This window comes from Mesorhizobium sp. M0340 (assembly GCF_040321535.1).
GTDB lineage: Bacteria > Pseudomonadota > Alphaproteobacteria > Rhizobiales > Rhizobiaceae > Mesorhizobium.
The window spans coordinates 1-25925 of sequence record NZ_JAMYRR010000008.1 but is presented as its reverse complement, the minus strand read 5'-3'; the positions used below and the strand labels follow the sequence as shown (position 1 = coordinate 25925).

Here is a 25925-nt window from a genome sequence, read left to right as displayed (position 1 = left end):
TCGGCCATGCCTTGTTCCCACCATCGCCGGCATCGGGCGCGACTCAAAAAGCATGAAATCCGGGGCTTTCCGGAGCATCGCTGCAGGCTCGATGCGCGGGGGAAGGCAGCATGAGGTTACACCGCAGGTTTCGGATGGCGCTGGCCATTCCGCCGCTACTGGCTGCCGCCGCCTGCGCGCCGCAGACCAGCGCGCCCAAGCTTGGCAATACGGCCGCCGCTTCCGTGTCGCTTGCTCCCGCCGCCAGCGAACCGACGGCACCGCAGCCGCGCATTGCTACTTACAACTGCGCCGACGGTAGCGTGATGACCATCGAGAACCTGGGCACGTCGGTGCGCGTGCTCGGCCAGGACGGCACCAGCTCCGAGCTGCCGGCTTCACCGGCCAATCAGACCAGCCGTTACGGCGAGGCGCATGACGCAATCGTGATCGACGGGCGTGACGCGCTGGTGATGAAGGGCGGTGCGTCACCGCTGGCCTGCAAGCGCTGATCCGCCCCTTTGTGGCAGCCATATTTTGCAGTGCAGCGACATTGTGCCGGCTCAAGGCGATAGTCCTAATCGATTGAAGCTGAAAGCGCCGCTTTCATCAGACTAAATTACGTTTTCGAAACGGTTTTCCGGCTTTGACGCGGTGCAAAAAGAGCATTAGAAACCGGCTGTCCGAAGTCGCAACCGGAAGCGGCAATGCCGCATTCCCACCTGAGGCTCCAGAGACGCCGAACTGGGGGAGCCATGAGCAAATCACCAGCCACCCGCGAATTTGCCAGACGTGAACGGCCGCTTTCGCCGCACCTGACCGTCTATCGGCCGCCGATCACCATGACGATGTCGATCGTCCACCGCATCACCGGCGGGGCGCTCTATTTCGGCACGCTGCTGGTCGCGCTGTGGCTGATGGCGGCGGCGAGTTCGGAGGCGACCTTCAATGCCGTCAACTGGGCCTTCGGCTCGTGGCTGGGAAGGCTGGTGCTGTTCGGCTACAGCTGGGCGCTGATGCACCACATGCTGGGCGGTGTGCGCCATCTGATCTGGGACACTGGGGCAGGGCTGGAAAAGCATACCGCGTCGAGGATCGCCTGGGCGACGCTGGCCGGCTCGGTCACGCTGACGCTGCTGATCTGGATCGCCGGCTACATGGCCCGGGGAGCCTGACATGAGCGGCAAAAACACCGACATGCGCACGCCGCTGGCCAAGGTCCGCGGCCTCGGTTCCGCCCGCGAGGGCACCGGCCATTTCTGGCGCCAGCGGCTGACGGCGATCTCCAACATCCCGCTGGTCCTGTTCTTCGTCGGCTTCCTGATCGCACTCAACGGCGCCAGCTATGTCGAGGTGCGCGCCGCACTTGCCAATCCGTTCGTGGCACTGGTGCTGGCGCTGGTGCTGCTGTCGGTGCTCTACCACATGCGGCTCGGCATGCAGGCAATCATCGAAGACTATGTGCATGGCGAAGGCGCCAGGCTGGCGCTGCTCGCCCTCAACACATTCTTTCCCGTAGTCGTCGGCGTCGCTTCGGTCTTCGCCCTGCTTAAACTGGCATTTGGAGGCTGAGTTTTGGCCAAGGACGCGAAGAACGCCAACACGGCTTCCGCCTATAGCTATGTCGACCACAAATTCGACGTCGTGGTCGTCGGCGCCGGCGGCGCCGGCCTGCGGGCCACGCTTGGCATGGCCGAGCAGGGCCTGCGCACCGCCTGCATCACCAAGGTGTTCCCGACGCGCTCGCATACGGTTGCGGCGCAGGGCGGCATTGCCGCCTCGCTCGCCAATATGGGTCCCGACAACTGGCAGTGGCATCTCTTCGATACCGTCAAAGGCTCGGATTGGCTGGGCGACACCGACGCGCAGGAATACATGGTGCGCGAAGCGCCGGCGGCAGTCTACGAGCTCGAGCATTACGGCGTCCCCTTCAGCCGCACCGAGGACGGGAAAATCTACCAGCGGCCGTTCGGCGGCATGATGATGAATTTCGGCGAGGGGCCGCCGGTGCAGCGCACCTGCGCGGCCGCCGACCGCACCGGCCACGCCATGCTGCACACGCTCTACGGCCAGTCGCTGAAGCACAATGCGCAGTTCTTCATCGAGTATTTCGCGCTCGACCTGATCATGGAGCCGGACGGCACCTGCACCGGCGTCGTCGCCTGGAACCTCGACGACGGCACCATCCACCGCTTTTCGGCGAAAATGGTGGTGCTGGCGACCGGCGGCTATGGCCGCGCTTATTTCTCGGCCACCTCGGCGCATACCTGCACCGGCGATGGCGGCGGCATGGCCGCACGCGCAGGGCTGCCGCTGCAGGACATGGAATTCGTGCAGTTCCACCCGACGGGCATCTACGGCGCCGGCTGCCTGATCACCGAGGGCGCGCGCGGTGAGGGCGGCTATCTCGTCAATTCCGAGGGCGAGCGCTTCATGGAACGCTACGCGCCGTCAGCCAAGGATCTGGCTTCGCGCGACGTGGTCTCGCGCTGTATGACGCTGGAGATCAGGGAGGGCCGCGGCGTCGGCCCGAACAAGGATCATATCTTCCTGCACCTCGACCATCTCGACCCGGCCGTTCTGCACGAGAGGCTCCCGGGTATTTCGGAATCGGCAAAGATCTTTGCCGGCGTCGACCTGACCAAGGAGCCGATCCCGGTGCTGCCGACGGTCCATTACAATATGGGCGGCGTGCCGACCAATTACTGGGGCGAAGTGCTCAACCCTACTGCCTTGAACCCGGACCAGGTGTCGCCCGGGCTGATGGCGGTCGGCGAGGCCGGCTGCGCCTCGGTGCACGGCGCCAACCGGCTGGGCTCGAACTCGCTGATCGACCTGGTGGTGTTCGGCCGTGCGGCGGCAATCCGGGCCGGCCAGGTGATCGACCGGACATCGGCGATCCCTTCGCCCAACGAGGCCGCCGTCGAAAAGATCATGGACCGCTTCGACCGGCTGCGTCACGCCAACGGCTCGACGCCGACAGCGGTTTTGCGCGAAAAAATGCAGAAGGCGATGCAGGAGGACGCGGCGGTGTTCCGCACCCAGGAATCGCTGGAAAGCGGCTGCAGGCGCATTTCGCAGCTTTGGGGCGAGCTCAAGGACGTCAAGGTGTTTGACCGCTCGATGATCTGGAACTCCGACCTGGTCGAGACGCTGGAGCTGGAAAATCTGATGGCCAACGCCATCACCACCGTCTACGGCGCCGAGGCGCGCAAGGAAAGCCGCGGCGCGCACGCGCGGGAGGACTTTTCGGCCCGCGACGACGCCAACTGGCGCAAGCATACGCTGGCCCGGCTCAACGAGGCCGGCGAGGTGGCGCTCAGCTACCGGCCGGTGCACACCGAGACGCTGCTCAAGGAGGCAGATGGCGGCATCAATCCGGCCAAGATTGCGCCGAAGGCCAGGGTGTATTGATGGTGGCGCTGGCGGTTGCAGGATATTCCGGCACGCCCCTTCCGGCCAAGCTCGGCCTGAAGGACGGGATGATTGCCGCCTTCATCGCCTTGCCGCCTGAACTCGACGATCTGGCCGAGGCCGTCGATTTCGCCCATGTCGACCGGCTGGCCGACTGGTCGAAGATTTCAAACGCTGCATTGAAATACGATGCCGTTCACGCCTTCACCAGACAGCGTGCAGAGATCGAGGACCGTCTCGCCGATGTCGAAGCGGCGATCAAGCGCGACGGCATGGTCTGGGTGTCCTGGCCGAAAAAGGCGTCGAAAGTGCCGACCGACGTCACCGAGGACGTTATCCGCGCCGAGGCGCTGAAGCTCGACCTCGTCGACGTCAAGGTCGCCGCCGTGAACGAGATCTGGTCCGGGCTGAAGCTCGTCATCCGAAAGGACCTGAGGTAATGGTCGAACTGACGCTTCCGAAAAACTCGAAGATCATGGCCGGAAAAACCTGGCCGAAGCCGGAGGGTGCCACCAATCTGCGCGAATACCGCATCTACCGCTGGTCGCCGGACGATGACGAGAACCCGCGCATGGATACATATTTCGTCGACATGGACGATTGCGGGCCGATGGTGCTCGACGCGCTGCTCTGGATCAAGAACAAGATCGACCCGACGCTGACGCTGCGCCGCTCCTGCCGCGAAGGCATTTGCGGGTCCTGCGCCATGAACATCGACGGGTCGAACACGCTCGCCTGCACCAAGGGCTGCGACGACATTTCCGGCGCGGTCAAGGTCTATCCGCTGCCGCACATGCAAGTGGTCAAGGACCTGGTGCCCGACCTCACCAATTTCTACGCCCAGCACGCCTCGATCGAGCCGTGGCTGAAGACGGTGTCGCCCGAGCCGGCCAAGGAATGGCTGCAAAGCCACGAGGACCGCGAAAAGCTCGACGGGCTGTACGAGTGCATATTGTGCGCCTGCTGCTCGACCTCCTGCCCGAGCTACTGGTGGAACGGCGATCGCTATCTCGGCCCGGCGACGCTTCTGCAGGCCTATCGCTGGCTGATCGATTCCAGGGACGAGGCGACGGGCGAGCGGCTCGACAATCTCGAAGACCCGTTCCGGCTCTATCGCTGCCACACCATCATGAACTGCGCCCAGACCTGCCCCAAGGGGCTCAACCCGGCCAAGGCGATCGCCGAGATCAAGAAAATGATGGTGGAGCGACGGGTATAGGGGGTGATCGGCTTTGCCGATCGTGTTGTCCGTAGCGATCCTTCGCGCCCCCTTCTGTCCTGCCGGACATCTCCCCCGCAAGGGGGGAGATTGGCCGTCATCTTGGCTTTCGCTAATCTCCACCATTGCAAGAATGGACGCACAGCGTTGAAGCTGCCGATCTCCCCCCTTGCGGGGGAGATGTCCGGCAGGACAGAGGGGGGTGCTGTCCCTCCGGCCTCAGAAGGATAGCCGATCTAATGACCGACTCCGACCTTCCCATCCTCTCTCCCATCGAAGCGCGCGTCCTCGGCTGCCTGATCGAGAAGAAGGAACTGACGCCGGACGTCTATCCGCTGACGCTCAATGCGGCACATGCGGCGGCCAACCAGAAAACGGCGCGCGAGCCGGTAATGTCGGTCGAGCTTGCCGAGGTCAGACGGGCGCTTGGCCAGCTCGAGCAGAAGGGCCTCGTCAGGCAGGTGTTCGCGTCGCGCGTCGAGCGCTATGAGCATGTCGTGGCGCAGCGCTTTTCCCTGACCTCGGCGCAGATCGCGCTGCTCGGCCTGTTGTTGCTGCGCGGCCCGCAGACGGCCTATGAATTGCTGGCGCGAAGCGAGCGCCTGGCGCGGTTGCCGTCGATCGACGAGCTTCGCGGCAATCTCGATCTGCTGATCGGCCGAAGGCCGCCGCTAGTGCAGCAGATCGATCGCGGCCCAGGCCAGCGCGAGGATCGCTATGTCCATCTGCTCAGCGGGCCGGTGCAACTGTCGACTGCAGCAGCGCCCCTGCAATCGTCCTCGCCGGCCTCGGATCTGGAGACGCGCGTGCAGGCCCTCGAGGAGGAGGTCGCCGCATTGCGCGCCCGCCTCGATGCGCTGACCGGCGATGGGCGATAAGGATTTTCGAGACGTTGGCGGACAGCGCCCCCAAGGTGACATGTTCGTTGCCGCTTTCGATCGGCTAGCGCTGCCCCTACCGGCGACCTCTCCCCGGATGGTGACGGGGAGAGGACGCTCTCATCGATGGTTTCGCCCAATAGTTAGCGTTGCAAGAAGGGTGCCGCGGCTGCGGCCAGCTTCTTTCTCCCCGTAACTATACGGGGAGAAATGCCCGGCAGGGCAATGAGGGCCAGCGTCCGCTTCAACAATTGGCGTCCAAGACAATTGGGTCCATCTGTCTGAAGCGATTGCCCCGAACCTCGCCCGTCAGCCAAGTCTGGCGTCGAGCGATACCTTGATGGCGCCGAGCGCCTTCGAGACCGGGCATCCGCCCTTGGCTTTTTCGGCTAGTTCCTGGAATTTGGCGGCATCGATGCCCGGTACCTTGCCGACCAGCGTGATCGCGCTGCCGGTGATGCCGGTGCCGGGGACCAGTGTCACCACGGCCTTGGCGTCGAGCTCGGTAGCCGGAGTGCCGTTCTCGGCAAGAAGATGCGCAAGTTGCATGGCAAAGCAGCCGGCATGGGCGGCGGCGATCAGCTCTTCCGGGTTGGTGCCGGATTTGCCGCTCTCGTCCTCGAAACGCATCTTGGCAGAATAGGGCGTGCCTTTCAGCGTCCCGCTCTGGGTATCGAGCGTGCCTTTGCCTTCCTTGAAACTGCCTTTCCAAACGGCGTTGGCGGTGCGGTCCATCAATTCCTCCTTGATTGTCGTGATTGAGCCCGTAGTCGGCGTCCGGTCGACTATAGCGCGCGCCGGAGCGAAGGCCACCCACGCTTTCGTATCGGCGGCAGCGTGACACACCATGTTCGAGCGAAAAAAAATTGAAAAAATACGCGTGCAAAAATGTCGACTTCCATCTGTCCCGGCCGTCCTGCGGGCGGCCATGGAATTGGTGGCCGGATGGAGGACCACATGAACAATCTGTTTTCTGCTCACTGGACAAGCACCAGCCACATGGCCGGTGAACAACAAGCCGACTGGTCGCGCCTGCCGCCCTCCGGCTTCGGCCGGCTGCTTGCGGCGATTGCCATTATCGGCATTGCGGTGTCCTTTCTCGATTATGCAGCGACCAAAGGCCCGGCCAATGTTTCCGTAGCCTCGTCCTACGGTCCAACTCAGGAATGGAGGTAAAGATGAGATACGTTTGCCTGGTCTACGGTGAAGAAAAAGATCTCTACGCAATGACGCCTGCGAGGCTGGCCAAGCTCGACGCCGATTCGCTGGCCTATGACAGGTCGGTGGCGCAAAGCGGCCGCCTGATCATCGCGCAGGCGCTGCAATCGGTGAAGACATCGAAGACCGTGCGCCGGCGCCAGGGCAAGCGGCTGGTCACTGACGGCCCCTTCGCCGAGACCAAGGAGCAGTTGCTCGGTTTCGTCATGATCGAGGCCGGGGATCTCGACGAGGCGCTGGAGATCGCCGGCGGAATCCCGCTGGCCGAAATCGGCACGATCGAGGTGCGGGCGATCTACAACGTACCGGGGTCGTAGGGATGTCCCGATAGGATCCTTGGCACAGTGATGGCGGCCGATGACTGGCGCAGGCTTTCGTTTTCTTCGATCGATGCAACTTTTGCGTGTTGAAGCGAAGCAATACTTTTCCTATCGTCGCCCGAGATTGGGGATCTTGGGGTATGCATATATTGATTGCTGCAATCGGCCTGCTGGGCGCAGCGGCGTTCTGGTGGTACCGGCTGAAGATCATGAACGACGCGGCGCGTGAGGTTGCCGACGTCGTTGGCCGCGTCCAGGGCAATATCCGCCGCAAGAAGCTGCGCAAGCAGGCGGCGCTCTCGCCGCTGACGGCGATCGACGATCCGGTCGTCGCCGCCGCGACGCTGATCACCGCGATTGTTTCCGAGCATGGTCCTGTGCTGCCGCAACGCGAAGCCGACATTCGATCGGTGATCTCGGATCGCGGACAAAAAGCAGACCGGTGAAGCCGTGATCTACGCCAAATGGGCGGCATCGCAAATCGACGACGCCACGGTCGTCATCGACAAGCTGGCACCGTTCCTGCGCGAACGGCTCGACGCAGCTGAAAGGAACGATCTGCTGCGAATGGTCAGCCGTGCGGCGGAAGCTGGTGGACAAAACCTGCCGATTCCCGACCAGCGCATGCTCCGGCTGCGCCAGAAGCTAGGCTTTGAGGTCAACTGACCGAACGCCAGTAAAACGCGCGCGCTTGCCGGGCCTAGATCGCCTCACCCTTCAACAGTTTCGGCGTGTCGCCGGACAGACCCGACGCCTGGCGGATGAAGAACCCCTTCAGCCGCGGCATGCGCTGGACAAGGCCGAGGCCGATGTCGCGCAAAGTGCGCAGCGGGCCGAAATCGTTGGAAAACAGCCGGTTCAGCACATCGGTGGTGATGCCCATCTGCACCGTGTCGAAACGCCGCCATTGCTGGTAGCGCTCAAGCACGTCCAGCGCGCCGATGTCCTGGCCGAGCCGGTCGGCCTCAACCACCACTTCGGCCAGCGCCGCCACGTCCTTGAAGCCGAGATTCAGGCCCTGGCCGGCGATCGGGTGGATGCCGTGGGCGGCGTCGCCGGCCAAGGCGATGCGCGGCGCGACGAAGGCGCGCGCAATGATCAGCCCAAGCGGCCAGGCACGCGGCTTGTCGGCGATATGGATTTCGCCGAGTTTCAGGCCAAAGCGCTGCTCGAGCTCATATTCCAGGACCAGGGTGTCGCCACTGACCAGCTTGTCGGCATCCTGCGACCGTTCGACCCAGACGATCGACGAGCGGTTGGTGCCGTCCTTGCCCGGCTTGAGCGGCAGCGTGGCAAACGGGCCTGCGGGAAGGAAATGCTCTTCGGCGCGGCCGTTGTGCGGCCGCTCATGCGCCACCGTGCAGACGATGCCGGACTGCCCATACTCCCATTTCACCGTCTTGATGCCGGCCATGTCGCGCAGCTTCGAGTTGACGCCGTCGGCGGCGACCAGCAGCCGCGCTTTCAGCGTCGCGCCATCGGCAAGATGCACGGTGATGCCGGCACCGTTGATGTCGAAGGCGCTGACGGCGACGCCTTCGATGATGCCGATGCCGAGTTGTTCGGCGCGCCGGCGCAAGGCGCCGTTCAAATCCTTGTTGGCGACCATATGCGCGAAGGGTTCGCCGGGCGCGACCTCGCCATCGAAAGTGAGGAACACCGGGCGGACCGGATCGGATGTGCGCGAATCGGTGACGATCATTTCGGTGATCGCCTGCGCCTCCGGCGCGATCTCGTTCCAGACGCCGAGCTGGTCGAGCATGCGGCACGCGGCGGCGGCAATCGCCGAGGCGCGGCCGTCCTTCCGCCAGACCCCGGCGGGTGCTGCATCGACGACGGCAACGGCAAGGCTCGGCCGCGCCTGCTTCAGCGATACGGCGGCGGCCAGGCCGACATAGCCGGCGCCGGCGACAAGAACGTCGAGCGAATTCTTGCGGTCCACCATGGCAATTCCTTTCGCAGCCTGACCGTCGCCGGGCTTTCCGCCCTTGACTGCCCGCTGTTCCTGTCGGAAACCGCCATGGTAATTTTGCGGCGAGGTCAAGATGACGGCAGCCATGGACGAGCTTCTCGGCATTCTCGACCTCGAGCAGCTGGAACACAACCTGTATCGTGGTCGCAGCCCCAAGCTCGACTGGCAGCGCATCTTCGGCGGCCAGACCATCGCCCAGGCGCTGGTCGCCGCGCAGCGAACGGTCGAGCCCGAGCGCCATGTGCATTCGCTGCATGGCTATTTCATGCGGCCGGGCGACACCAAGGTGCCGATCATCTACGAGGTCGACCGCATCCGTGACGGCGGCTCCTTCACCACGCGCCGCGTCGTCGCTATCCAGCACGGCCAGGCGATCTTTTCGCTGGAAGCCTCGTTCCAGCAGGATGAGGTCGGCCTGGAACATCAGGTGCCGATGCCGCAGGACGTGCCGGCGCCCGACACGTTGCTGTCGCAACGCGAGTTGCTGGGCAAGTTCGGCGAAGCGGTGCCCGAGGGCATCAAGCGCTATTGGGAGCGCGACCGGCCGATCGAGATGAAGCCGGTGATGCTGAAGCATTATACCAGCCGGGAAAAGCTCGAGCCGAAGCAGAACATCTGGATCCGCACCACCGGCCCGGTGCCGGCCGACCGCGCCACGCAGGCGGCCGTGCTCGCTTACCTCTCCGACATGACGCTGCTCGACACCTCGACCTTTGCCCATGGCCGCGCCATTTTCGATCGCGATATCCAGGCGGCCAGCCTCGACCATGCCATGTGGTTCCACCGCAGCCACCCGCTCGACGACTGGATGCTGTACACGCAAGACAGCCCGTCGACGCAAGGATCGCGAGGCTTTACCCGCGGCTCGCTGTTTGCGCGCGACGGCACGTTGATCGCCTCGGTTGCCCAAGAAGGACTCATCCGGCTGAAGCGGCCGCCTGCGGAGTAGGCATTTTTCGAAATTTGCCTATTTTTTAATCATATGCACTGCCGCGACTGTGAACAGGCAGTCGGCAAACCTTCCCGATTTCGTTGTTTAACAAGAGCTTAACACCCTGCTTCGGCAATTGGCACGGAGCTTGAATCCTAGCGGGCACTCTCCGGCTCTCATGGGGATCGGCGAAGTCGTGCAAAACGCGGGGACCCGCAACAGCAAAGGGTGAAACCTTATGAAGATCGTGATGGCAATCATAAAGCCGTTCAAGCTCGACGAGGTGCGCGAGGCGCTCACCGCGGTCGGCATCCAGGGCCTGACCGTCACCGAAGTAAAAGGCTACGGACGCCAGAAGGGGCACACGGAAATCTATCGCGGGGCGGAATACGCGGTCAGCTTCCTGCCGAAGATCAAGATCGAAGTCGCGGTCGCTGTCGACATGGTCGACAAGGCCGTCGAGGCCATCACCGCCGCGGCCAAGACCGGCCAGATCGGCGACGGCAAGATCTTCGTTTTCGGCATCGACCAGGCGGTGCGCATTCGCACCGGCGAAACAGACACCGACGCGCTTTGAGCCGCCGATACGTATTCCAATGGAGAGTTCAATGAATATTCCTTCCACCTTGAAGATAACGGGACGCGCGGCCGTTTTGGGCTCGCTCGCTCTCGCTGCACTGGGCACGGTTGCTGCGTTCGCGCAGGAAGCGGCACCGGCAGCACCGGCTGCCCCAGCGCCCGCGCTCGACACCGGCAACACCGCTTGGATGCTGACCTCGACGGCGCTGGTGCTGATGATGACCATACCGGGCCTGGCGCTGTTTTATGGCGGCATGGTGCGCAAGAAGAACGTGCTCGCCACCATCATGCAGAGCTTTGCCATCACCTGCCTGGTGACGGTGCTGTGGTTCATGTTCGGCTACTCGCTGGCCTTCTCGGATGGCGGCGGCATGAATGCCTATCTCGGCGGCTTCTCGAAGTTCTTCCACAACGGCATCACCACCTCGTCGCTGTGGCTGCCGGGCGTGGCGAACATCCCTGAGTTCGTCTTCTCGATGTTCCAGATGACCTTCGCCATCATCACGCCGGCGCTGATTGCCGGCGCCTTCGCCGAACGCATGAAGTTCTCGGCGCTGCTCATCTTCATGGGGGCGTGGCTGCTGGTGGTCTATGCCCCGATCGCGCACTGGGTGTGGGGCGGCGGCTTCCTCGGCACAGCCGGCGTTCTCGATTTCGCCGGCGGCACTGTCGTTCATATCAATGCCGGTGTTGCCGGCCTGGTCTGCGCGCTGGTTCTCGGCAAGCGTGAAGGCTACGGCACCACCAACATGGCGCCGCACAACCTCGTCTACTCCGTAATCGGTGCTTCGCTGCTGTGGGTCGGCTGGTTCGGCTTCAACGCCGGTTCGGAACTGGCCGCCGACGGCCTTGCCGGTGCCGCGATGCTGAACACCCAGGTTGCCGCTGCCGCTGCGGCGCTCGCCTGGATGTTCGCCGAATGGATCGTCGCCAAGAAGCCGAGCGTTCTCGGCATCATCTCGGGCGCCGTCGCTGGCCTGGTCGCGGTGACGCCGGCTTCCGGCTTCGTCAATCCGACCGGCGCCTTCATCGTCGGCATCGTCGCCGGCGTGCTGTGCTACGTCTCGGCCGTCAAGCTCAAGCACGCGTTCGGCTATGACGACTCGCTCGATGCATTCGGCGTGCACGGCATCGGCGGCATCATCGGCGCATTGCTGACCGGCGTGCTCGCCGATCCGGCGATCAACAGCCTCGGCTCAGGCGCCTCCGTCGGCAAGCAGCTCTACGGTATCGTCTTCACCATCCTGTGGACGGCGATCGCGAGTTTCGTGATCCTCTACATCGTCAAGGCGCTGGTCGGCCTGCGTCCTTCCACCCAGGAAGAGGTCGAAGGCCTCGACATCAGCCAGCACGGCGAAGTGGTGGCGTAAAGGCATTGGCCGGCATCGGCGTTTTGCCGGTGCCGGGAAGATCCCGTCGTGACGCTCCCGAAAGGACTCACGCCTTGAGGCCCGGAAACCTTCCGGGCCTCTTTTTTGCGCGCGGATGGCCGTGATGGCTCGATCGCGGTCGCTTGATCAAGGTGCTCGATCCGCCGGCGGCGTGAAACATCGGCCGCAGCGGTTCCGAACTGTGGTGGCGGTCGCCCGTTCCGGTGACGCAGATTGCCCATGGTTAATGCGCCCTTAACCTTCCCGCCGCTAGTCTGACAGCCGAATCTGCCGTGTTGCGCGTCCGCGCCCGGCCGGGCAACGACAGACGAGGAAGAGCATGCGTTCAGGGGCTTCAGCACCGCTTGCGCTGGCCGATACGGGGCACGGCATCCGGGCGTTCGCGAGGCGCCAGGTCGGGCGGCTGGTCGGTGCCGGGCTGTTTGCTCTGGTTGGCTTCGGCGTCGCCGCCCTTGCCACCTGGAACGTCGCCGATCCGAGCTTTTCGCACGCCACCGATAATATCGTCACCAATGCAATGGGTTATGCGGGCGCCGTCTTTTCCGACATCGCCATGCAGTTCTTCGGGCTTGCCGCCGTTGCGGCGCTGGTGCCGGCGGTGATCTGGGGATTTCTGCTGTTTACCGCGCGCGGCGTCGACAGGCTGCCGAAACGGGCGCTGGCCTGGTTCGCGTTTTCGCTGCTTGGCGCGGCAATTGCCGGCTGCGTGGTGCCGCCCAAGACCTGGCCGCTGCCGACCGGCCTCGGCGGCGTATTCGGCGATATGGTGCTCAATATTCCAGGCCTCATCATCGGCGGCTATCCGACCGGCCTCGTCGCCAGCGTGCTCGCCGTGCTCCTGGCAGCGCCGGCGCTGTGGGTATTCTTGTATGGCTCGGCGCTGATTTCGCGCAAGAACGGCTTTGCCGTCCTCGAACAGCCTGCAGTGCCCGATCCGCAGGACGACCTGCTTTTCGACAATGAAGAGGACGAGGGCGACGAAGGCATATTGGCGCTTGGCGCCATCACCCACTGGTGGCTGTCGCTGCGGGCCTACCTGCGCCGCCGCGCCGCGCGTCGGCGCGAGCGCGACGATTTCGAACCGGAGATGGAACCGCGCCCCAGCGCTTGGCGGCGGGCGGCCGAACGGGTCGAATCGGCCGAGTTCGCCGAGGCGCGGATGAGCCCGGGCGGGCGCGCCCGCGTCGAGCCGGAATTCTTCGCCGCCATGGTCAACGACCGCAGTGCCTCGATCGACCCCGACGATGCCGACGTCTTCGACAACGACGACAATGACGACATGGATTTCGCGCCCGAGCCGGCCGGCCAGCGCCGCGCCGCGCCGACGGCAAAGGTGCAGAACTTCCGCTCCGCCGCGGCGACGCGCGTCGCGGCGCCGGCGCCGGGGCCGGCACCAGGCGCCCGCGTCCAGCGCGAGGCGCAGACGTCGCTGATCGGCTCGGAGAAATTCGAGATGCCGTCGCTGCATTTCCTGTCGGAACCGAAGAACGTGGTGCGCGACGCAAGCCTGTCCAAGGACGCGCTGGAGCAGAACGCCCGCCTGCTCGAGGGCGTGCTGGAGGATTTCGGCGTCAAAGGCGAAATCATCCATGTGCGTCCGGGTCCGGTCGTCACGCTCTACGAGTTGGAACCGGCGCCCGGCATCAAATCGTCGCGGGTCATCGGCCTGTCCGACGACATCGCCCGCTCGATGAGCGCCATCGCCTGCCGTGTCGCCGTGGTGCCGGGCCGCAATGCCATCGGCATCGAATTGCCGAACGCCAGGCGCGAGACCGTCTATTTGCGCGAGATCATGGCCAGCCGCGATTTCGAGACCACCAAGGCCAAGCTGGCGCTGGCGCTGGGCAAGACCATCAATGGCGAGGCGGTGATCGTCGACATCGCCAAAATGCCGCACGTGCTGGTCGCCGGCACCACCGGCTCGGGCAAGTCCGTCGCCATCAACACCATGATCCTGTCGCTGCTCTATCGGCTGACGCCGCAGGACTGCCGGCTGATCATGATCGATCCAAAGATGCTGGAACTCTCGGTCTATGACGGCATCCCGCATCTTCTGACGCCGGTGGTCACCGATCCGAAGAAGGCGGTGGTGGCGCTGAAATGGACCGTGCGCGAGATGGAGGACCGCTACCGCAAGATGTCGAAGGTCGGCGTTCGCAACATCGACGGTTTCAACGCCCGCGTGCAGCAGGCCGAGAAAAAGGGCGAAAGGATCTCCCGCACCGTGCAGACCGGCTTCGACCGCCAGACCGGCGAAGCGATCTACGAGACGGAGAACCTCGACCTGGAGCCGATGCCCTACATCGTCGTCATCATCGACGAGATGGCCGATTTGATGATGGTCGCCGGCAAGGACATCGAAGGCGCGGTGCAGCGCCTGGCGCAGATGGCGCGCGCCGCCGGCATCCATGTCATTATGGCAACGCAGCGGCCGTCGGTCGACGTCATCACCGGCACCATCAAGGCGAATTTCCCGACCCGTATCTCGTTCCAGGTGACATCGAAGATCGACAGCCGCACCATCCTGGGCGAGCAGGGCGCCGAACAGCTGCTCGGCATGGGCGATATGCTCTACATGGCCGGCGGCGGCCGCATCCAGCGCGTGCACGGTCCCTTCGTCTCCGACGACGAGGTGGAGAAGATCGTCGCGCATCTGAAGCTGCAGGGCGTGCCGGAATATCTCGACGCCATCACCGAGGACGACGACAAGGATGACGACGAGCCGACGGGCAAAGGCAGTGGCGGCGGCGACGGCGGTAATTTCGAGGATTCCGACGATCCCTACGACCAGGCGGTTGCGGTGGTGCTGCGCGACGGCAAGGCCTCGACCAGCTACATCCAGCGCCGGCTCGGCATTGGCTACAACCGCGCCGCCTCGATCATCGAGAAGATGGAGAAGGAAGGCATTGTCGGCCCGGCCAACCATGCCGGAAAACGCGAAATCCTGGTGCCGACGGAGGACGACAAGTTCTAGAGCACATCCGCGCCGGCAACTTTGAACCTTTTGGCGCGTTGCAACGATGAGCGCCGTGCGGCCCGCCAAACTTAAGCCCAACTGGGGGGCCAGACCAATATAACGAGCAAGCAATCAGATGATGGTGACCGGCATGAAAAACGCAACTCTCGCCCCCAAAAGGGATTTCGCCCCAACCCGCCGGCAGGTGCTCGGCCTCGGTCTGGTCCTGGCCGGTGCGGCGGCCGCCAATGTCGTGCCCGGCTTCCAGCTGCTGGCGTCGGCGCAAGCAGCGGTTCCGGCGACGGCGCAGAAGATCGCCGATCATTTCTCCTCGGTCAAATCGATGAGCGGCGAGTTCGTGCAGTTCGGGCCCAAGGGCGAGCAGACCGGCGGCAAGTTCTTTCTGGAACGGCCGGGCAAGATCCGCTTCAATTATGACGGCGCCTCGAATTTCAGGGTGATTTCCGACGGCAAGTCGGTGGTCATCCTCAACAAGAAACTGCGGACCTCCGACCTCTATCCGCTGTCGAAGACGCCGCTGAAGCTGCTGCTCGACGACAAGATCGATCTCTCGGGCGGACGCGTCAGAAGCGTCAAGGAAGAAAACGATCTCACCACCATCCAGCTTGCCGACAAATCGGTGTTCGGCAATTCGAAGATCACCATGATGTTCGATCCGAAATCCTATGAATTGCGGCAGTGGACCATCACCGATGCGCAAGGCAAGGACACAACGGTGATGATCTTCAACACCAAGGAGGGCGTCAGCTTCGCCCCCGACACCTTCGCCATCGATTATACGGCGAACCGCGAGCTGAACACCAAGACGCGGTAACTTTCTACTGCTGCGGGATGGCTTTTGCGCGTTGGTGCGGGCGGCTTGTTTTTGCGGTGCGCGGCTGGCAGTAGTTTCCGCGATTGACTTCCGTCGGAGCCATCCGGCGGATCTTGCGTTGTCCGGAACCCCACATGCCGTTTTCCGTCGCTACCTGGAACATCAACTCCGTTCGACTGCGCATGCCGATCGTCGAGCGCCTGCTGGTCGAGCAGGCGCCGGACGTGCTCTGCCTGCAGGAAACCAAGGTTCCGGACGAATTGTTTCCGGAGAAGGCGTTCCGCAAGCTCGGCTACGAGCACATCGCCTTCCATGGCCAGAAGGGCTATCACGGCGTTGCGACCATAGCGCGCCGCCCGATCGAGGTGGTCGAAAAGCGCCGCTTCTGCGAGATCGACGACAGCCGGCATCTGTCGGTCACCGTCAAGGCCGGCGGCAAAACGATCCTGCTGCACAATTTCTACGTTCCGGCCGGCGGCGATGAGCCCGACCCGGCCGTCAACCGAAAGTTCAAACACAAGCTCGATTTCGTTGCCGAGATGAACGCCGTGCGGGCCGAGCATGACGAGCACTCCGGCTCGATCCTGGTCGGCGACCTCAACATCGCGCCGCTCGAGCACGATGTCTGGTCGCACAAGCAGCTCCTCAACGTCGTCAGCCATACGCCGGTCGAGACGGAAAATTTCGAGGCGATGCGGCTCTCCGGCAACTGGGTCGACCTGATGCGGCTCAATGTGCCTTACGAGGAGAAACTCTACACCTGGTGGAGCTATCGCGCCCAGGATTGGCAGGCCTCAAATCGCGGCCGCCGCCTCGACCATATCTGGTCGTCGCCAAACCTGGTGCCGCATTTTGCCGGCTATGAAATCCTGCGGCCGGCACGCGGCTGGGAACGACCCTCGGACCACGTGCCGGTGATCGGGTGTTTCAACCTCGATTAGCTTTATCTCGCCTTAACAACTCAACGAAACCTGAAGCTATCCGCGATGTAGTCGGGACGGGCGTTGAGCGCGGCGAAAACGTCGTCCAGGTCAGGCGCCCCCGCCAATATGCCCGATAGGACCAGCGTCGTCGCGACGCCGACGCCGTTGCCGCCGGCGATGTCGTGCTCGACGCTGTCGCCGACGCAGACCACGCTGTCGCGCTCCGGGTGACCCGCCAGTGCCAGCGCTGCCTCGAATATCTGCGGATTGGGCTTGCCGATGCGCGCCACGCTGCCGCCGAGGCTCTCATAGAGATCGGCGAGCCGGCCGGCGCCGAAGCGAGGGCCGACGGCAGTCAGCATGATCTTGTCGGGATTGGTGCAGAAGCATGGCACCCGGCGCGCGGCCGCCGGACCAAGAAGCCGGCGATAGTGGTCGAGGTCGTAGCGATCGCCCTCGCTGGCGGAAATCAGCACCAGTTCGGCATCGTCGCCGTCCTTGGCCAGCACGAAGGGCAGGCCGTCAACAGCCGAACGGTCATTGTCGCGGCGGATCAGCAGGCATTTTGTCTGCGGGCGCAGGGCTCCGGATGCCGCCATTTGATGGAAGGAGCGCCACGCCACCTCGCCGGATGAGACAAAGTGATCCCAGCTTCCCGGTTCGAAGCCGAGCTTCAGCAGGCGGCGCTCATTGGGTTGCGCCCGCTTGCCGGAATTCGAGATCAGCACGATGGTCTTGCCGGCACGCTTGAGTGCCGACAAGGCCTCGACAGCGCCTGGATAGGCGCTGGTGCCGTCGTGCAGCACACCAAATTGGTCGAGCAGGAATACCTGATAGTGCTCGGCCAGCGCGGCGATGCCGTCGAGGTGCTGAATTGCCTTGGCCGTCATAAAAGCCCCGCTGCCCTAGCGCCCATCAGCGCCAGCCGCGCCGTGCCGGCGGCGGCCTCCTCCGAAAGAGCCGGCACGAGAGCGACGCCAAGCTTGCGCTGCCGGATTGCCGTCCAGGCCGGATTGGCCGCTCCGCCGCCGACGCTCCTGACCGATGTCAGCCGGGGTGCGCCGAGTTCGGCAAGTCGGCGATAGCCGAGCGCTTCGATCGCCGCAATACCCTCGAGCATCGCTTTCAAATAATCGGCGTCGTCGGCGGGCCGCGGCTCGAGGCGCGGCGGCAAGGCCGGATCGGCTATGGGGAAGCGTTCGCCCGGCGCCGGCAGCGGGTAATAGTCGAGACCGGTCTCGGTCGCCGGGTCGATTTTTTTGCTGAGTTCGACAATGCGGGCGACGGGGAAATGCTGGGCCAGAACCTTGCCGCCGGAGTTCGAGGCGCCGCCTGCCAGGTAGGTGTCACCCAGACGATGGCTGTAGATGCCGAATTGCGGCGCCGAGATCGGCCGGTCGGAGAGAATCTTGATGGTCAGCGATGAGCCGAGCGCAGTGACGCCGTCGCCCGCCGCCGTCGCGCCGGTTGCCAGGAACGACGCACAGCCATCGGTGGTGCCGGCGACCACGACCACGTCACGCGACAGGCCGAACATTTTCGCGGCGCTGGCGGTGAGCGTACCCGTGACATCGCCCGGCCGCACGACGCCAGGCAGCAATTCCATGCGCATTCCGGTGGCCGCGATCCAGTCCGGCCAGCGGCGGGTTTCGACATCGTAGCCGGTTTTCAATGCGTTGTTTTCGTCGCTGCCATCGAAGCGGCCGGAGAACTGTCCGGCGATCCAGTCGGCCTGGTGCAGCACAGCGGCGACGCCGGGCAGGTGCTGGAAAGACAGCGCCTTGGCGAGACCGGACGTCGCCCCGAGTGCAGCGCTCGTTGCCGGTGCCGCGCGGGCTATTTCAGTCAGAATAGTGTCGTCAGCGACCTTGTCGTTGTACATCAGCGGTTCGGCCAGCGGTCGCCCGGCGCCGTCGACCGGCAGCAGCGTGCCCGACGTTCCGTCGACGGCGATCGAGCGCACTGCCGCGCGATCGATACATTTGAGCAGTTCCGCCAGCGTCGCGCCGACGGCCTCCCACCAGATGGCGGGGTCGCGGCCGTTCAGCCCAAATCGCTCGAGGGCAATAGCGGAATGCGCGGCAATGGAAAAGTCCGGGCGCATGGCGACGGCGCGCGCGCCGGATGTACCGATGTCGATGCCGATGGCAAGCGGGCCAGACGAATGCGGCATGTCAGCTGCCTCCGGCATTGAGTTTCTGGCGATATTTTTCGGCGTCCCAGTTGATCAGTTCGTCATTCTCTGCCGCTGTCAGATAATTAAGCTTCGCCGCGACATCGACCCGCGCTGTCACGTCGGCGAGGCAGCGCTGCATGGCGTCGGCACCGGCACCCGCGTCGCCGCGCATCAGCACCCCGAGCCCGGGAAACAGGATCGCCGCGGGTGCGGCGCCGCAGCGCTCGATGACGCGCTTCACACCCTCGCCCGGTCTCGCCACGACCGAGCCCTTGCCGAGAAAGATGACGTGGTCGGGGTAGAGGCTGCCACCCGAAGCCATGCGGCAGCTTTCGGGGTCGATCGCCACCGCGTGCGCCTCGACATCCGCCGGCAATCTGTAGTCGCTGTCGCCGGCGCGCGCCATCAATGCCGCGGTGTCCGGCTCAGTTACCTGGCGCGGCGGCCGTGACAACAGCCGGGTTACGCTGCGCAGCAGCATGCCTGCCTCAGCGACGGTGTCGGCTGCAACGACCAGGCCGTGGTTGCCGAGGATCAGGATATCCACGCCTGGCCGAAGGCGCTCGGCGATGCCCTGGGCGAGCGGCAGTCCCGGCCGGCGATAGGGAACATACGCCCATTGGTGGCCGTCGAGCCGCCTGGCGGCCTCGGCCTCGCAGTCGGCCTGCACGGCCAGCGAAATGGTCTCGACGCAGTGGACATGCAGAACGATGCGCTGCGGCATCAGCGCATGTACGGTGGTCTCGATCGAGGGGCGCAAGCCGCACGGATTGAGGGCGCCGATAGCGAAGGCCTGTGGCTGTTCGGCGGTCGGCTCGCGTCGTTCGATGGCGTCGAGCAATGGCGGAATGCTGACCGGCACCATGATGTCCGCGGTGAGCGCGTCCTTCAGCCAGGTGCCGGAGGCCTTGATCCAGAGCGTGTCACCGGCTTTTAGCGAGGTGTTGCCGCCGGCGGCCTGGGTCAGATGCGGGTCGCTGCCGATCTCGGCGGAAAGCGACCGCAGCGCTGCCAATTCCTGCGCATCCGCACTGATCGTCATCGAAATCCTCCACAAACCGGCCGCGTGGCCACGGCTTTGGACGCCCTGTCGCCGGGACGAAGACCGACGCTGGTATCGCAGATGCGAGTAAGTTACGTCAACAGTGATGTTATCGCGTCAAATCAGACTTGCAATCCGAGGGCCGTTGAGTAAGTTGCACCAATTGCCGTGCAAAATGGCAATGCCGTGCAGTGGCTTGGGAGGCAAGCGCATTGGGAGGTAAGGGTTGAGCGACTCCGGCCGCCAGCGTCAGATCGTCGAGCTTTTGCGGGACCGGCCTTTCGCATCGGTGCGCGAGCTGCAGGAGCGGCTTGGCGTGTCGGCGGCGACGGTGCGGCGCGACATCGACAAGATCGATGAGGCCGGCGAAGCGCGCAAGGTCTATGGCGGCATCTCGGCGCTCGATGGCGCTTCGCAAGCCGGCGTCGCCTATGCCAGGCCCTATGACGAGAACCGCGACCTTGCCGTCGAGGCCAAGCGGCAGATCGCGGCTCTCGCCGCCACCATGGTGCGCGACGGCGACGCGGTCATCGTGCATGGCGGTTCGACCTGCTTCCATCTCGGCGTCAAGCTCGCCGACCGCAATATCCGGCTTTACACCAACTCGATGCCGCTCGCGGCCTATCTCAGCGATCACGGCCATTGCAGTCTGACGGTTGCCGGCGGCGACCTTCACCGCGAGCCGGGCATCATCCATTCGCTGACGCAGACGGTGCCGTTCTACGCCTCGAAGTTTTTTCTCGGCGCGCAAGGCATCGGCCAGGAAGGCCTTCTGGAATCACACCCGCTGCTGGTCCGCTCGATCGTCGAGCTCAGCCTCTGCGCCGACCAGATCGTCGTGCTGGCCGACAGCCGAAAACTGTCGATCCACGCGCGCAATGTGGCGCTGCCGCTGTCGCGGATCGGCACGCTGGTCACCGATGACGGCCTGTCCGAGACAGATGCCCGCATGCTCGAAGATGCCGGCGTCACGGTGAGGATCGCCGCTTCCTCAGGAGGCGCCCAGTGAACATCGCGGTCCTCGATTTCGGCAAGACCAATTCGAAGCTGTTCGTCTTCGCCCAGAACGGACAGATCCTAGACGAGCGCCGCACCCAGCCGAGCTGGATCCGCAAAGGCCGCTTCAGCGTCCTCGACGAGGCAACGCTGCACGACTGGGCGGCTCGCGCCATTGATGACGCCGTCGATACGCATGGCGTGGAAGGGCTGATGGTATCCGGCCATGGCTGCACCTTCGCGTTGATCGACGAAGCCGCGCTGACGCATCCGATCCTCGATTACGAGCAGGAACCGCCAGCTGAAATCGCCGCGCAGATCGACCGCCGCATTCCGGATTTTGCCGAGACCTTTTCGCCGCGCCTGCCGCTTGGCTTCAACTACGGCCGCCACATGTTGTGGCTGAAGGAGGTGGAGCCCGGTGCCTTCGCCACAGCGACGTCGATCCTCGGCTACTCCCAATATTGGAGCTGGCGATTTGGCGGCCGGCCGGTGTCGGAGGTCTCCTATCTCGGCTGCCATTCGCATCTATGGGCGCCGCGCAAACGCGATTTCAGCTCGCTGGTCGATGCCGAGGGCTGGCGCGGCCAGATGCCCGCCTTCGAGCGTGCCGGCGCGGTGATCGGCGAGCAGCGCTTCAGCCGGGCCGCCAAGCCGGTCGCCGTCCACAACGGCGTCCATGACAGCAATGCTGCGCTCCATGCCTACCGCCGACAGCAGCTCGGGCCGGTGACCGTGGTCTCGACCGGCACCTGGGTGGTCGTGCTCAATCCCGACTGTCCGCTCGATGCACTCGATGGCGAGCGCGACATGCTGGTCAATGTCGATGTCGACGGCGGCCCGGTGCCGACCATCCGCTTCATGGGCGGCCGCGAATTCGCCACGATCAGCGCCGGCTGGCAGGGCGCAATTGCGCCGTCATCGGTACAACGGGTGATCGACGCCGGCATCATGGCGCTGCCGAGCTTCGCGCCCGGCGGCCCGATGCCGCACCGCCGAGGCGAACTGGTCGGGCGTACGCCCAATGCCGAGGAACGCGCGGCCGTGGCGCTGCTCTACGTCGCGCTGATGCTCGATCTATGTCTCGAGCTGATCCATTCGGACAATACGGTGATCGTCGATGGCGGCCTGAACAATGGCGGGCTGCTTGCCGCGCTGCTGGCGCAATTGCGGCCTGGGCAGGCCTTCCTGCAGGGCGCAACGCTGGAGGGCAGCGCCACCGGCGCCGCCGCACTTGCCTTTGAAAGCGTCGGACGCGAGTTTGCCACCGAGGCGCCGGAGGCGGTGCACGCGGCAAGCTTCAGCGGCCTTGCCGGCTACCGCAACGACTGGCGCGGCCTTGCCGCCGACCGGGGCGTGGCCAGGGCGGCCTCGGGAGGTGCACGATGAGCGCCGCCGCCCGGATCGAGACGGTGCGCCAGCCGGTGCTGGAGATGCGCCACATCTCGAAGACGTTCGGGGCGATCCGCGCCTTGCATGATGTGTCGCTGACCGTTCACGCCGGCGAGCTGCACGCGTTGATGGGCGAGAACGGTGCCGGCAAGTCGACGCTGATGAAGGTGCTGTCCGGCGCCTACCGCCCGGACCCCGGCGGCGAAATCCTGATCGACGGCGTACCGGCCGCCACCGGCGACCCGATTAAGGCGCGCGCCGCCGGCATTGCGGTCATCTATCAGGAGCTGTCGCTGGCGCCCAATCTGTCGGTGGCGCAGAACATCTTCCTCGGCAACGAGCCAAGACGGTTCGGCATCGTCGACCGCGAGCAGTGCAACCGGCGCGCCAGCGAGATCATCGCGCGGCTCGGCGTGGCCTTTTCGGCGCGCACCCCGGTCACCAGCCTGTCGCTCGGCGAGCGCCAGCTGGTGGAAATCGCCCGGGCGCTGTCGACCAATGCGCGCATCATCGTCATGGACGAGCCAACCACGTCGCTGACCTCGCGTGAGACCGACCGGCTGTTCGAGGTGATCGCGACGCTGAAGTCGCAAGGCATCGCCATCATCTACATCAGCCACCGCATGGAAGAGGTTTACCAGCTCGCCGACCGCGTCAGCGTGCTGCGCGACAGCGGCTATGTCGGCACGCTCGACCGCGCCGACCTGAACGCCTCGCGCCTGGTATCGATGATGGTCGGGCGCGATCTGTCGACCTTCTACAAGAAGGATCATCGCCCGCCGGACAGCAAGCGCGCCGTCGCGCTGTCGGTGCGCGGCATGTCGGACGGCAATCTCATAAAGAATTGTTCCTTCGACCTCCACAAAGGCGAGGTGCTGGCACTGGCCGGCCTGGTCGGCTCGGGCCGGACCGAACTGGCACGGCTGATCTTCGGCGCCGACAGGCACATCTCGGGCACGCTGGAGCTCGGCGGCAAACCGATATCCATCGGTTCGCCGAGCGAGGCGCTCGATGCCGGCATCGCCTACCTGACCGAGGACCGCAAGCAACTTGGCCTGTTTCTCGACATGTCGATCTCCGACAACATCAGCATGGGCGTGCTGGCAAAGGACGCGAAGGCCGGCGGTCTGCGCGACTTCGCGGCTGCCGAAAAGCGCGCCGCCAAGGCGGTGTCAGACCTCTCCATCCGCACCAGCTCGGTGCAGGCCAATGCCGGTTCGCTGTCGGGTGGCAACCAGCAGAAGGTGCTGCTCGCCCGCCTGCTGGAAACCGAGCCGCAAGTCGTCATCCTCGACGAGCCGACCCGCGGCGTCGATGTCGGGGCGAAGTCGGAAATCTACCGGCTGATCGACAACCTGGCCAAGAAAGGCATCGCCATCCTGATGATCTCCAGCGAACTGCCGGAGGTGATCGGCATCGCCGACCGCGTGCTGGTGATGCGCGACGGCACCATTGCCGGCGAGGTGACGGCGTTGGAGGGCGAGCCGCTGCGGCAGGAAGCGATCATGGAACTTGCAACGGGAGCGGCTCAGCGATGACCGACAAGGTGGCCGACACGATGAAAGCGGACGACCGGGCGATCGGCAGAAGTACGAGGTGGCGCACCGCCATCGCCGCACTCGGCATGCTGCCGATCCTGATTCTGCTGGCGGTCGGCTTCCAGTTCATCAACCCGCGCTTTTTCACCCAGACCAATCTGCTGATCGTCATGCAGCAATCGTCGATCAACATCGTGCTGGCGGCCGGCATGACCTTCGTCATCCTGACCGGCGGCATCGACCTGTCCGTCGGCTCGATCCTTGCTGCCTCGGCGATGGTGGCGGTGATGGTGTCGCTGGTGCCCGATTGGGGACTGCTGGGCGTGCCGGCGGCCATTCTCGTCGGGCTCGGCTTCGGCGTCATCAACGGGCTGCTGATCGCCTACATCAAGCTGCCGCCCTTCATCGTCACGCTGGGATCGCTGACCGCCGTGCGCGGCGTCGCCCGCCTGCTTGGCCAGGACACTACGGTGTTCAACGCAGACCTGCCGTTCGACTTCATCGGCAACGGTTCGCTGTTCGGCATTCCGTGGCTGGTAATCATCGCGCTGGCGGTCGTGGTGCTGTCTTGGCTGGTGCTCAAGCGCACCGTGCTCGGCACCTGGATCTATGCCGTCGGTGGTAACGCCGAGGCCGCCAGGCTGACCGGCATCAAGGTGCCGCTGGTGCTGCTCTTCGTCTATGGCGTTTCCGGCCTTCTGGCCGGGCTTGGCGGCGCTATGTCGGCGGCCCGGCTCTATGCCGCCAACGGGCTGCAGCTCGGCCAGTCCTACGAACTCGACGCGATTGCCGCGGTCATCCTCGGCGGCACCAGTTTCGTCGGCGGCGTCGGCTCGATCTGGGGCACGCTGATCGGCGGCCTGATCATCGCCGTGCTGTCCAACGGGCTCATCCTCGCCGGTGTTTCGGACATCTGGCAGTACATCATCAAGGGATTGGTCATCATCGTGGCGGTCGCCCTCGACCGTTACCGGCTCCAGGCAGGAGCAAGAACGTGATGGCCCTTAGTCGCCGGCATCCAACGAGCCGGTTTCATGTGTAACGCACCGTGAGAGGCGCGGGGCATCAGGAGGAAAATAAAACAATGAAGACCATCGCTAAACTGCTCTGCGGCGCAGCCTTTGCGGCCGCCGTCATCGCGCCGGCATCGGCCAAGGACCTGAACAAGGTCGGCATCTCGGTCGGCCTGCTCGGCAATCCGTTCTTCGTCGCCACCATCAAGGGCATCGAGGACGCGGCCAAGAAGATCAATCCGAATGTGCAGGTGACCTCGGTATCGGCCGACTACGACCTCAACAAGCAGGTTTCGCAGGTCGATTCCTTCATCGCCGCCGGTGTCGACGTCATCATGCTCAACGCCGTCGATGCCAAGGCGATCGCGCCGGCGGTCAAGAAGGCACAGGCGGCCGGCATCGTCGTTGCCGCCTTCGACGTTTCGGCGCCGGGCGCCGACGTCACCGTGATGACCAACAACGTCAAGGCCGGCGAAGAGGCGTGCCAATATCTGGTCGATCATACCGGCGGCAAGGGCGACTACGTCATCCTCAACGGCCCGGCCTCGTCATCGATCCTGGAGCGGGTCAAGGGCTGCAAGGACGTGCTGGCAAAACACCCCGACATCAAGATCCTTTCCGACGACCAGAACGCCGAAGGCTCGCGTGACGGCGGCCTGAAAGTGTTCCAGTCGCTGCTGACCCGTTTCGACAAGATCGACGCGGTCTTCGCCATCAACGATCCGACGGCGATCGGCGCCCAGCTTGCGGCCAAGCAGCTCAACCGCTCGGAGTTCATCTTCACCGCGGTCGACGGCGCGCCCGATATCGAGAAGGAACTCGCTTCCGGCACGTCGATGATCAAAGCCTCGGCCTCGCAGGATCCCTATGTGATGGCCGGTCAGTCGCTGACGATGGCGGCTGACCTGCTTGCTGGCAAGAAGCCGGCCGAGCCGACGGTACTGCTCGACCCGAAGCTGATCACGGCCGACAATTTGAAGGATTACAAGGGCTGGACCGCAGCTCGCTAAGCCTCCCAAGCCTGGTGGGGGCGGGGGGACCGGCCGCCCCCGTTTTTAGGGGGGAAGGGTTTGCAAAAACCGCTTTTGGCGAGGGGGCGCGGCGCCGGGGAATACCCGCGCCCAAAAAATGGGGCCACCGCATACAATCAATG

General features: G+C 64.5%; 27 protein-coding genes. 22 read left to right on the top strand and 5 right to left on the bottom strand.

Going from position 1 to position 25925, the window contains the following annotated elements; genetic code table 11:
• Window positions 1-110 precede the first annotated feature (110 nt).
• The 7 genes from NKI79_RS13825 to NKI79_RS13795 all read left to right on the top strand — a co-directional run bounded on the left by NKI79_RS13825 (window position 111) and on the right by NKI79_RS13795 (window position 5490).
• On the top strand, window positions 111-491 hold the full coding sequence (locus NKI79_RS13825) for a hypothetical protein (RefSeq protein ID WP_352802139.1): 381 nt from the start codon (window positions 111-113) through the stop codon (window positions 489-491).
• A gap of 243 nt (window positions 492-734) precedes the next feature.
• Complete coding sequence (gene sdhC / locus NKI79_RS13820; RefSeq protein WP_292663224.1) at window positions 735-1154, top strand: succinate dehydrogenase, cytochrome b556 subunit; 420 nt, start codon at window positions 735-737, stop codon at window positions 1152-1154.
• 1 nt (window position 1155) lies between these two features.
• Window positions 1156-1551 carry a succinate dehydrogenase, hydrophobic membrane anchor protein gene (gene sdhD / locus NKI79_RS13815; protein ID WP_352802137.1) on the top strand — a complete coding sequence of 132 codons (396 nt, stop codon included), beginning with the start codon at window positions 1156-1158 and terminating at the stop codon, window positions 1549-1551.
• 3 nt (window positions 1552-1554) lie between these two features.
• Window positions 1555-3393: a succinate dehydrogenase flavoprotein subunit gene (gene sdhA / locus NKI79_RS13810; protein WP_352802135.1), complete on the top strand. Its 1839-nt coding sequence runs from the start codon at window positions 1555-1557 to the stop codon at window positions 3391-3393.
• 2 nt (window positions 3394-3395) lie between these two features.
• On the top strand, window positions 3396-3833 hold the full coding sequence (locus NKI79_RS13805) for a DUF3052 family protein (RefSeq protein ID WP_352479734.1): 438 nt from the start codon (window positions 3396-3398) through the stop codon (window positions 3831-3833).
• Window positions 3833-4612, top strand: a complete 780-nt coding sequence (locus NKI79_RS13800) for a succinate dehydrogenase iron-sulfur subunit (protein WP_352802133.1) — start codon at window positions 3833-3835, stop codon at window positions 4610-4612. The genes NKI79_RS13805 and NKI79_RS13800 overlap by 1 nt, the downstream gene beginning before the upstream one ends.
• Window positions 4613-4851: 239 nt before the next feature.
• A complete protein-coding gene (locus NKI79_RS13795; protein ID WP_352479972.1) occupies window positions 4852-5490 on the top strand; it encodes a YceH family protein in 639 nt (212 codons plus the stop codon).
• A gap of 309 nt (window positions 5491-5799) precedes the next feature.
• Here the strand turns inward: NKI79_RS13795 and NKI79_RS13790 are convergent, their stop codons facing one another.
• Window positions 5800-6225 carry an OsmC family protein gene (locus tag NKI79_RS13790; protein WP_254817821.1) on the bottom strand — a complete coding sequence of 142 codons (426 nt, stop codon included), beginning with the start codon at window positions 6223-6225 and terminating at the stop codon, window positions 5800-5802.
• 222 nt (window positions 6226-6447) lie between these two features.
• On the opposite strand from NKI79_RS13790, the gene NKI79_RS13785 reads away from it, so the two are divergent.
• The 4 genes from NKI79_RS13785 (at window position 6448) to NKI79_RS13770 (ending at window position 7694) form a co-directional block, all read left to right on the top strand.
• Window positions 6448-6666: a hypothetical protein gene (locus NKI79_RS13785; protein ID WP_352802130.1), complete on the top strand. Its 219-nt coding sequence runs from the start codon at window positions 6448-6450 to the stop codon at window positions 6664-6666.
• A gap of 2 nt (window positions 6667-6668) precedes the next feature.
• The gene (locus NKI79_RS13780; protein ID WP_352479974.1) at window positions 6669-7025 is read left to right on the top strand and encodes a YciI family protein; all 357 of its coding nucleotides are present in this window, start codon (window positions 6669-6671) and stop codon (window positions 7023-7025) included.
• A gap of 143 nt (window positions 7026-7168) precedes the next feature.
• The gene (locus NKI79_RS13775) at window positions 7169-7474 is read left to right on the top strand and encodes a hypothetical protein (protein WP_352802129.1); all 306 of its coding nucleotides are present in this window, start codon (window positions 7169-7171) and stop codon (window positions 7472-7474) included.
• Window positions 7475-7478: 4 nt separating this feature from the next.
• Window positions 7479-7694 (top strand): hypothetical protein, encoded by a 216-nt coding sequence (locus NKI79_RS13770; protein ID WP_352802128.1) that lies wholly within the window; start codon window positions 7479-7481, stop codon window positions 7692-7694.
• 34 nt (window positions 7695-7728) lie between these two features.
• On the opposite strand, the gene NKI79_RS13765 is transcribed toward NKI79_RS13770, so the two are convergent.
• Window positions 7729-8973 carry a ubiquinone biosynthesis hydroxylase gene (locus NKI79_RS13765; RefSeq protein ID WP_352802364.1) on the bottom strand — a complete coding sequence of 415 codons (1245 nt, stop codon included), beginning with the start codon at window positions 8971-8973 and terminating at the stop codon, window positions 7729-7731.
• Between the two features lie 100 nt (window positions 8974-9073).
• On the opposite strand from NKI79_RS13765, the gene tesB reads away from it, so the two are divergent.
• The 6 genes from tesB to NKI79_RS13735 all read left to right on the top strand — a co-directional run bounded on the left by tesB (window position 9074) and on the right by NKI79_RS13735 (window position 16633).
• Entirely contained in the window at window positions 9074-9949 is an 876-nt protein-coding gene (tesB, locus tag NKI79_RS13760; protein ID WP_352691683.1) for an acyl-CoA thioesterase II, read from the top strand.
• A gap of 220 nt (window positions 9950-10169) precedes the next feature.
• Window positions 10170-10508 carry a P-II family nitrogen regulator gene (locus tag NKI79_RS13755; RefSeq protein WP_023679755.1) on the top strand — a complete coding sequence of 113 codons (339 nt, stop codon included), beginning with the start codon at window positions 10170-10172 and terminating at the stop codon, window positions 10506-10508.
• 49 nt (window positions 10509-10557) lie between these two features.
• Window positions 10558-11880, top strand: a complete 1323-nt coding sequence (locus NKI79_RS13750) for an ammonium transporter (RefSeq protein ID WP_254818068.1) — start codon at window positions 10558-10560, stop codon at window positions 11878-11880.
• Between the two features lie 340 nt (window positions 11881-12220).
• Window positions 12221-14875 (top strand): FtsK/SpoIIIE family DNA translocase, encoded by a 2655-nt coding sequence (locus NKI79_RS13745; RefSeq protein WP_352802127.1) that lies wholly within the window; start codon window positions 12221-12223, stop codon window positions 14873-14875.
• 133 nt (window positions 14876-15008) lie between these two features.
• Window positions 15009-15692 carry an outer membrane lipoprotein carrier protein LolA gene (locus NKI79_RS13740; protein ID WP_254817814.1) on the top strand — a complete coding sequence of 228 codons (684 nt, stop codon included), beginning with the start codon at window positions 15009-15011 and terminating at the stop codon, window positions 15690-15692.
• 134 nt (window positions 15693-15826) lie between these two features.
• Entirely contained in the window at window positions 15827-16633 is an 807-nt protein-coding gene (locus NKI79_RS13735) for an exodeoxyribonuclease III (RefSeq protein WP_352802126.1), read from the top strand.
• A 20-nt stretch (window positions 16634-16653) separates the two neighbouring features.
• Here the strand turns inward: NKI79_RS13735 and NKI79_RS13730 are convergent, their stop codons facing one another.
• From NKI79_RS13730 to NKI79_RS13720, 3 genes are read right to left on the bottom strand one after another with little or no spacing between them, the layout of a single operon-like run.
• On the bottom strand, window positions 16654-17505 hold the full coding sequence (locus NKI79_RS13730) for a TIGR01459 family HAD-type hydrolase (RefSeq protein ID WP_352802124.1): 852 nt from the start codon (window positions 17503-17505) through the stop codon (window positions 16654-16656).
• Window positions 17502-18788, bottom strand: coding sequence for an FGGY-family carbohydrate kinase (locus tag NKI79_RS13725; RefSeq protein ID WP_352802123.1), 1287 nt, complete (start codon window positions 18786-18788; stop codon window positions 17502-17504). The genes NKI79_RS13730 and NKI79_RS13725 overlap by 4 nt, the downstream gene beginning before the upstream one ends.
• 1 nt (window position 18789) lies before the next feature.
• A complete protein-coding gene (locus NKI79_RS13720) occupies window positions 18790-19833 on the bottom strand; it encodes a class II aldolase/adducin family protein (protein ID WP_352802121.1) in 1044 nt (347 codons plus the stop codon).
• Between the two features lie 226 nt (window positions 19834-20059).
• Here NKI79_RS13720 and NKI79_RS13715 point away from each other — a divergent pair, with 226 nt between their 5' ends.
• The 5 genes from NKI79_RS13715 (at window position 20060) to NKI79_RS13695 (ending at window position 25782) form a co-directional block, all read left to right on the top strand.
• Window positions 20060-20842, top strand: coding sequence for a DeoR/GlpR family DNA-binding transcription regulator (locus tag NKI79_RS13715; RefSeq protein ID WP_254817809.1), 783 nt, complete (start codon window positions 20060-20062; stop codon window positions 20840-20842).
• The gene (locus NKI79_RS13710) at window positions 20839-22218 is read left to right on the top strand and encodes an FGGY-family carbohydrate kinase (RefSeq protein ID WP_352802119.1); all 1380 of its coding nucleotides are present in this window, start codon (window positions 20839-20841) and stop codon (window positions 22216-22218) included. Before NKI79_RS13715 ends, NKI79_RS13710 begins: the two co-directional genes overlap by 4 nt.
• Window positions 22215-23759 carry a sugar ABC transporter ATP-binding protein gene (locus NKI79_RS13705; protein ID WP_352802117.1) on the top strand — a complete coding sequence of 515 codons (1545 nt, stop codon included), beginning with the start codon at window positions 22215-22217 and terminating at the stop codon, window positions 23757-23759. Before NKI79_RS13710 ends, NKI79_RS13705 begins: the two co-directional genes overlap by 4 nt.
• 20 nt (window positions 23760-23779) lie before the next feature.
• Window positions 23780-24757, top strand: coding sequence for an ABC transporter permease subunit (locus NKI79_RS13700; protein WP_502894194.1), 978 nt, complete (start codon window positions 23780-23782; stop codon window positions 24755-24757).
• 86 nt (window positions 24758-24843) lie between these two features.
• Window positions 24844-25782, top strand: a complete 939-nt coding sequence (locus tag NKI79_RS13695; RefSeq protein WP_352802115.1) for an ABC transporter substrate-binding protein — start codon at window positions 24844-24846, stop codon at window positions 25780-25782.
• Window positions 25783-25925: the final 143 nt, after the last annotated feature.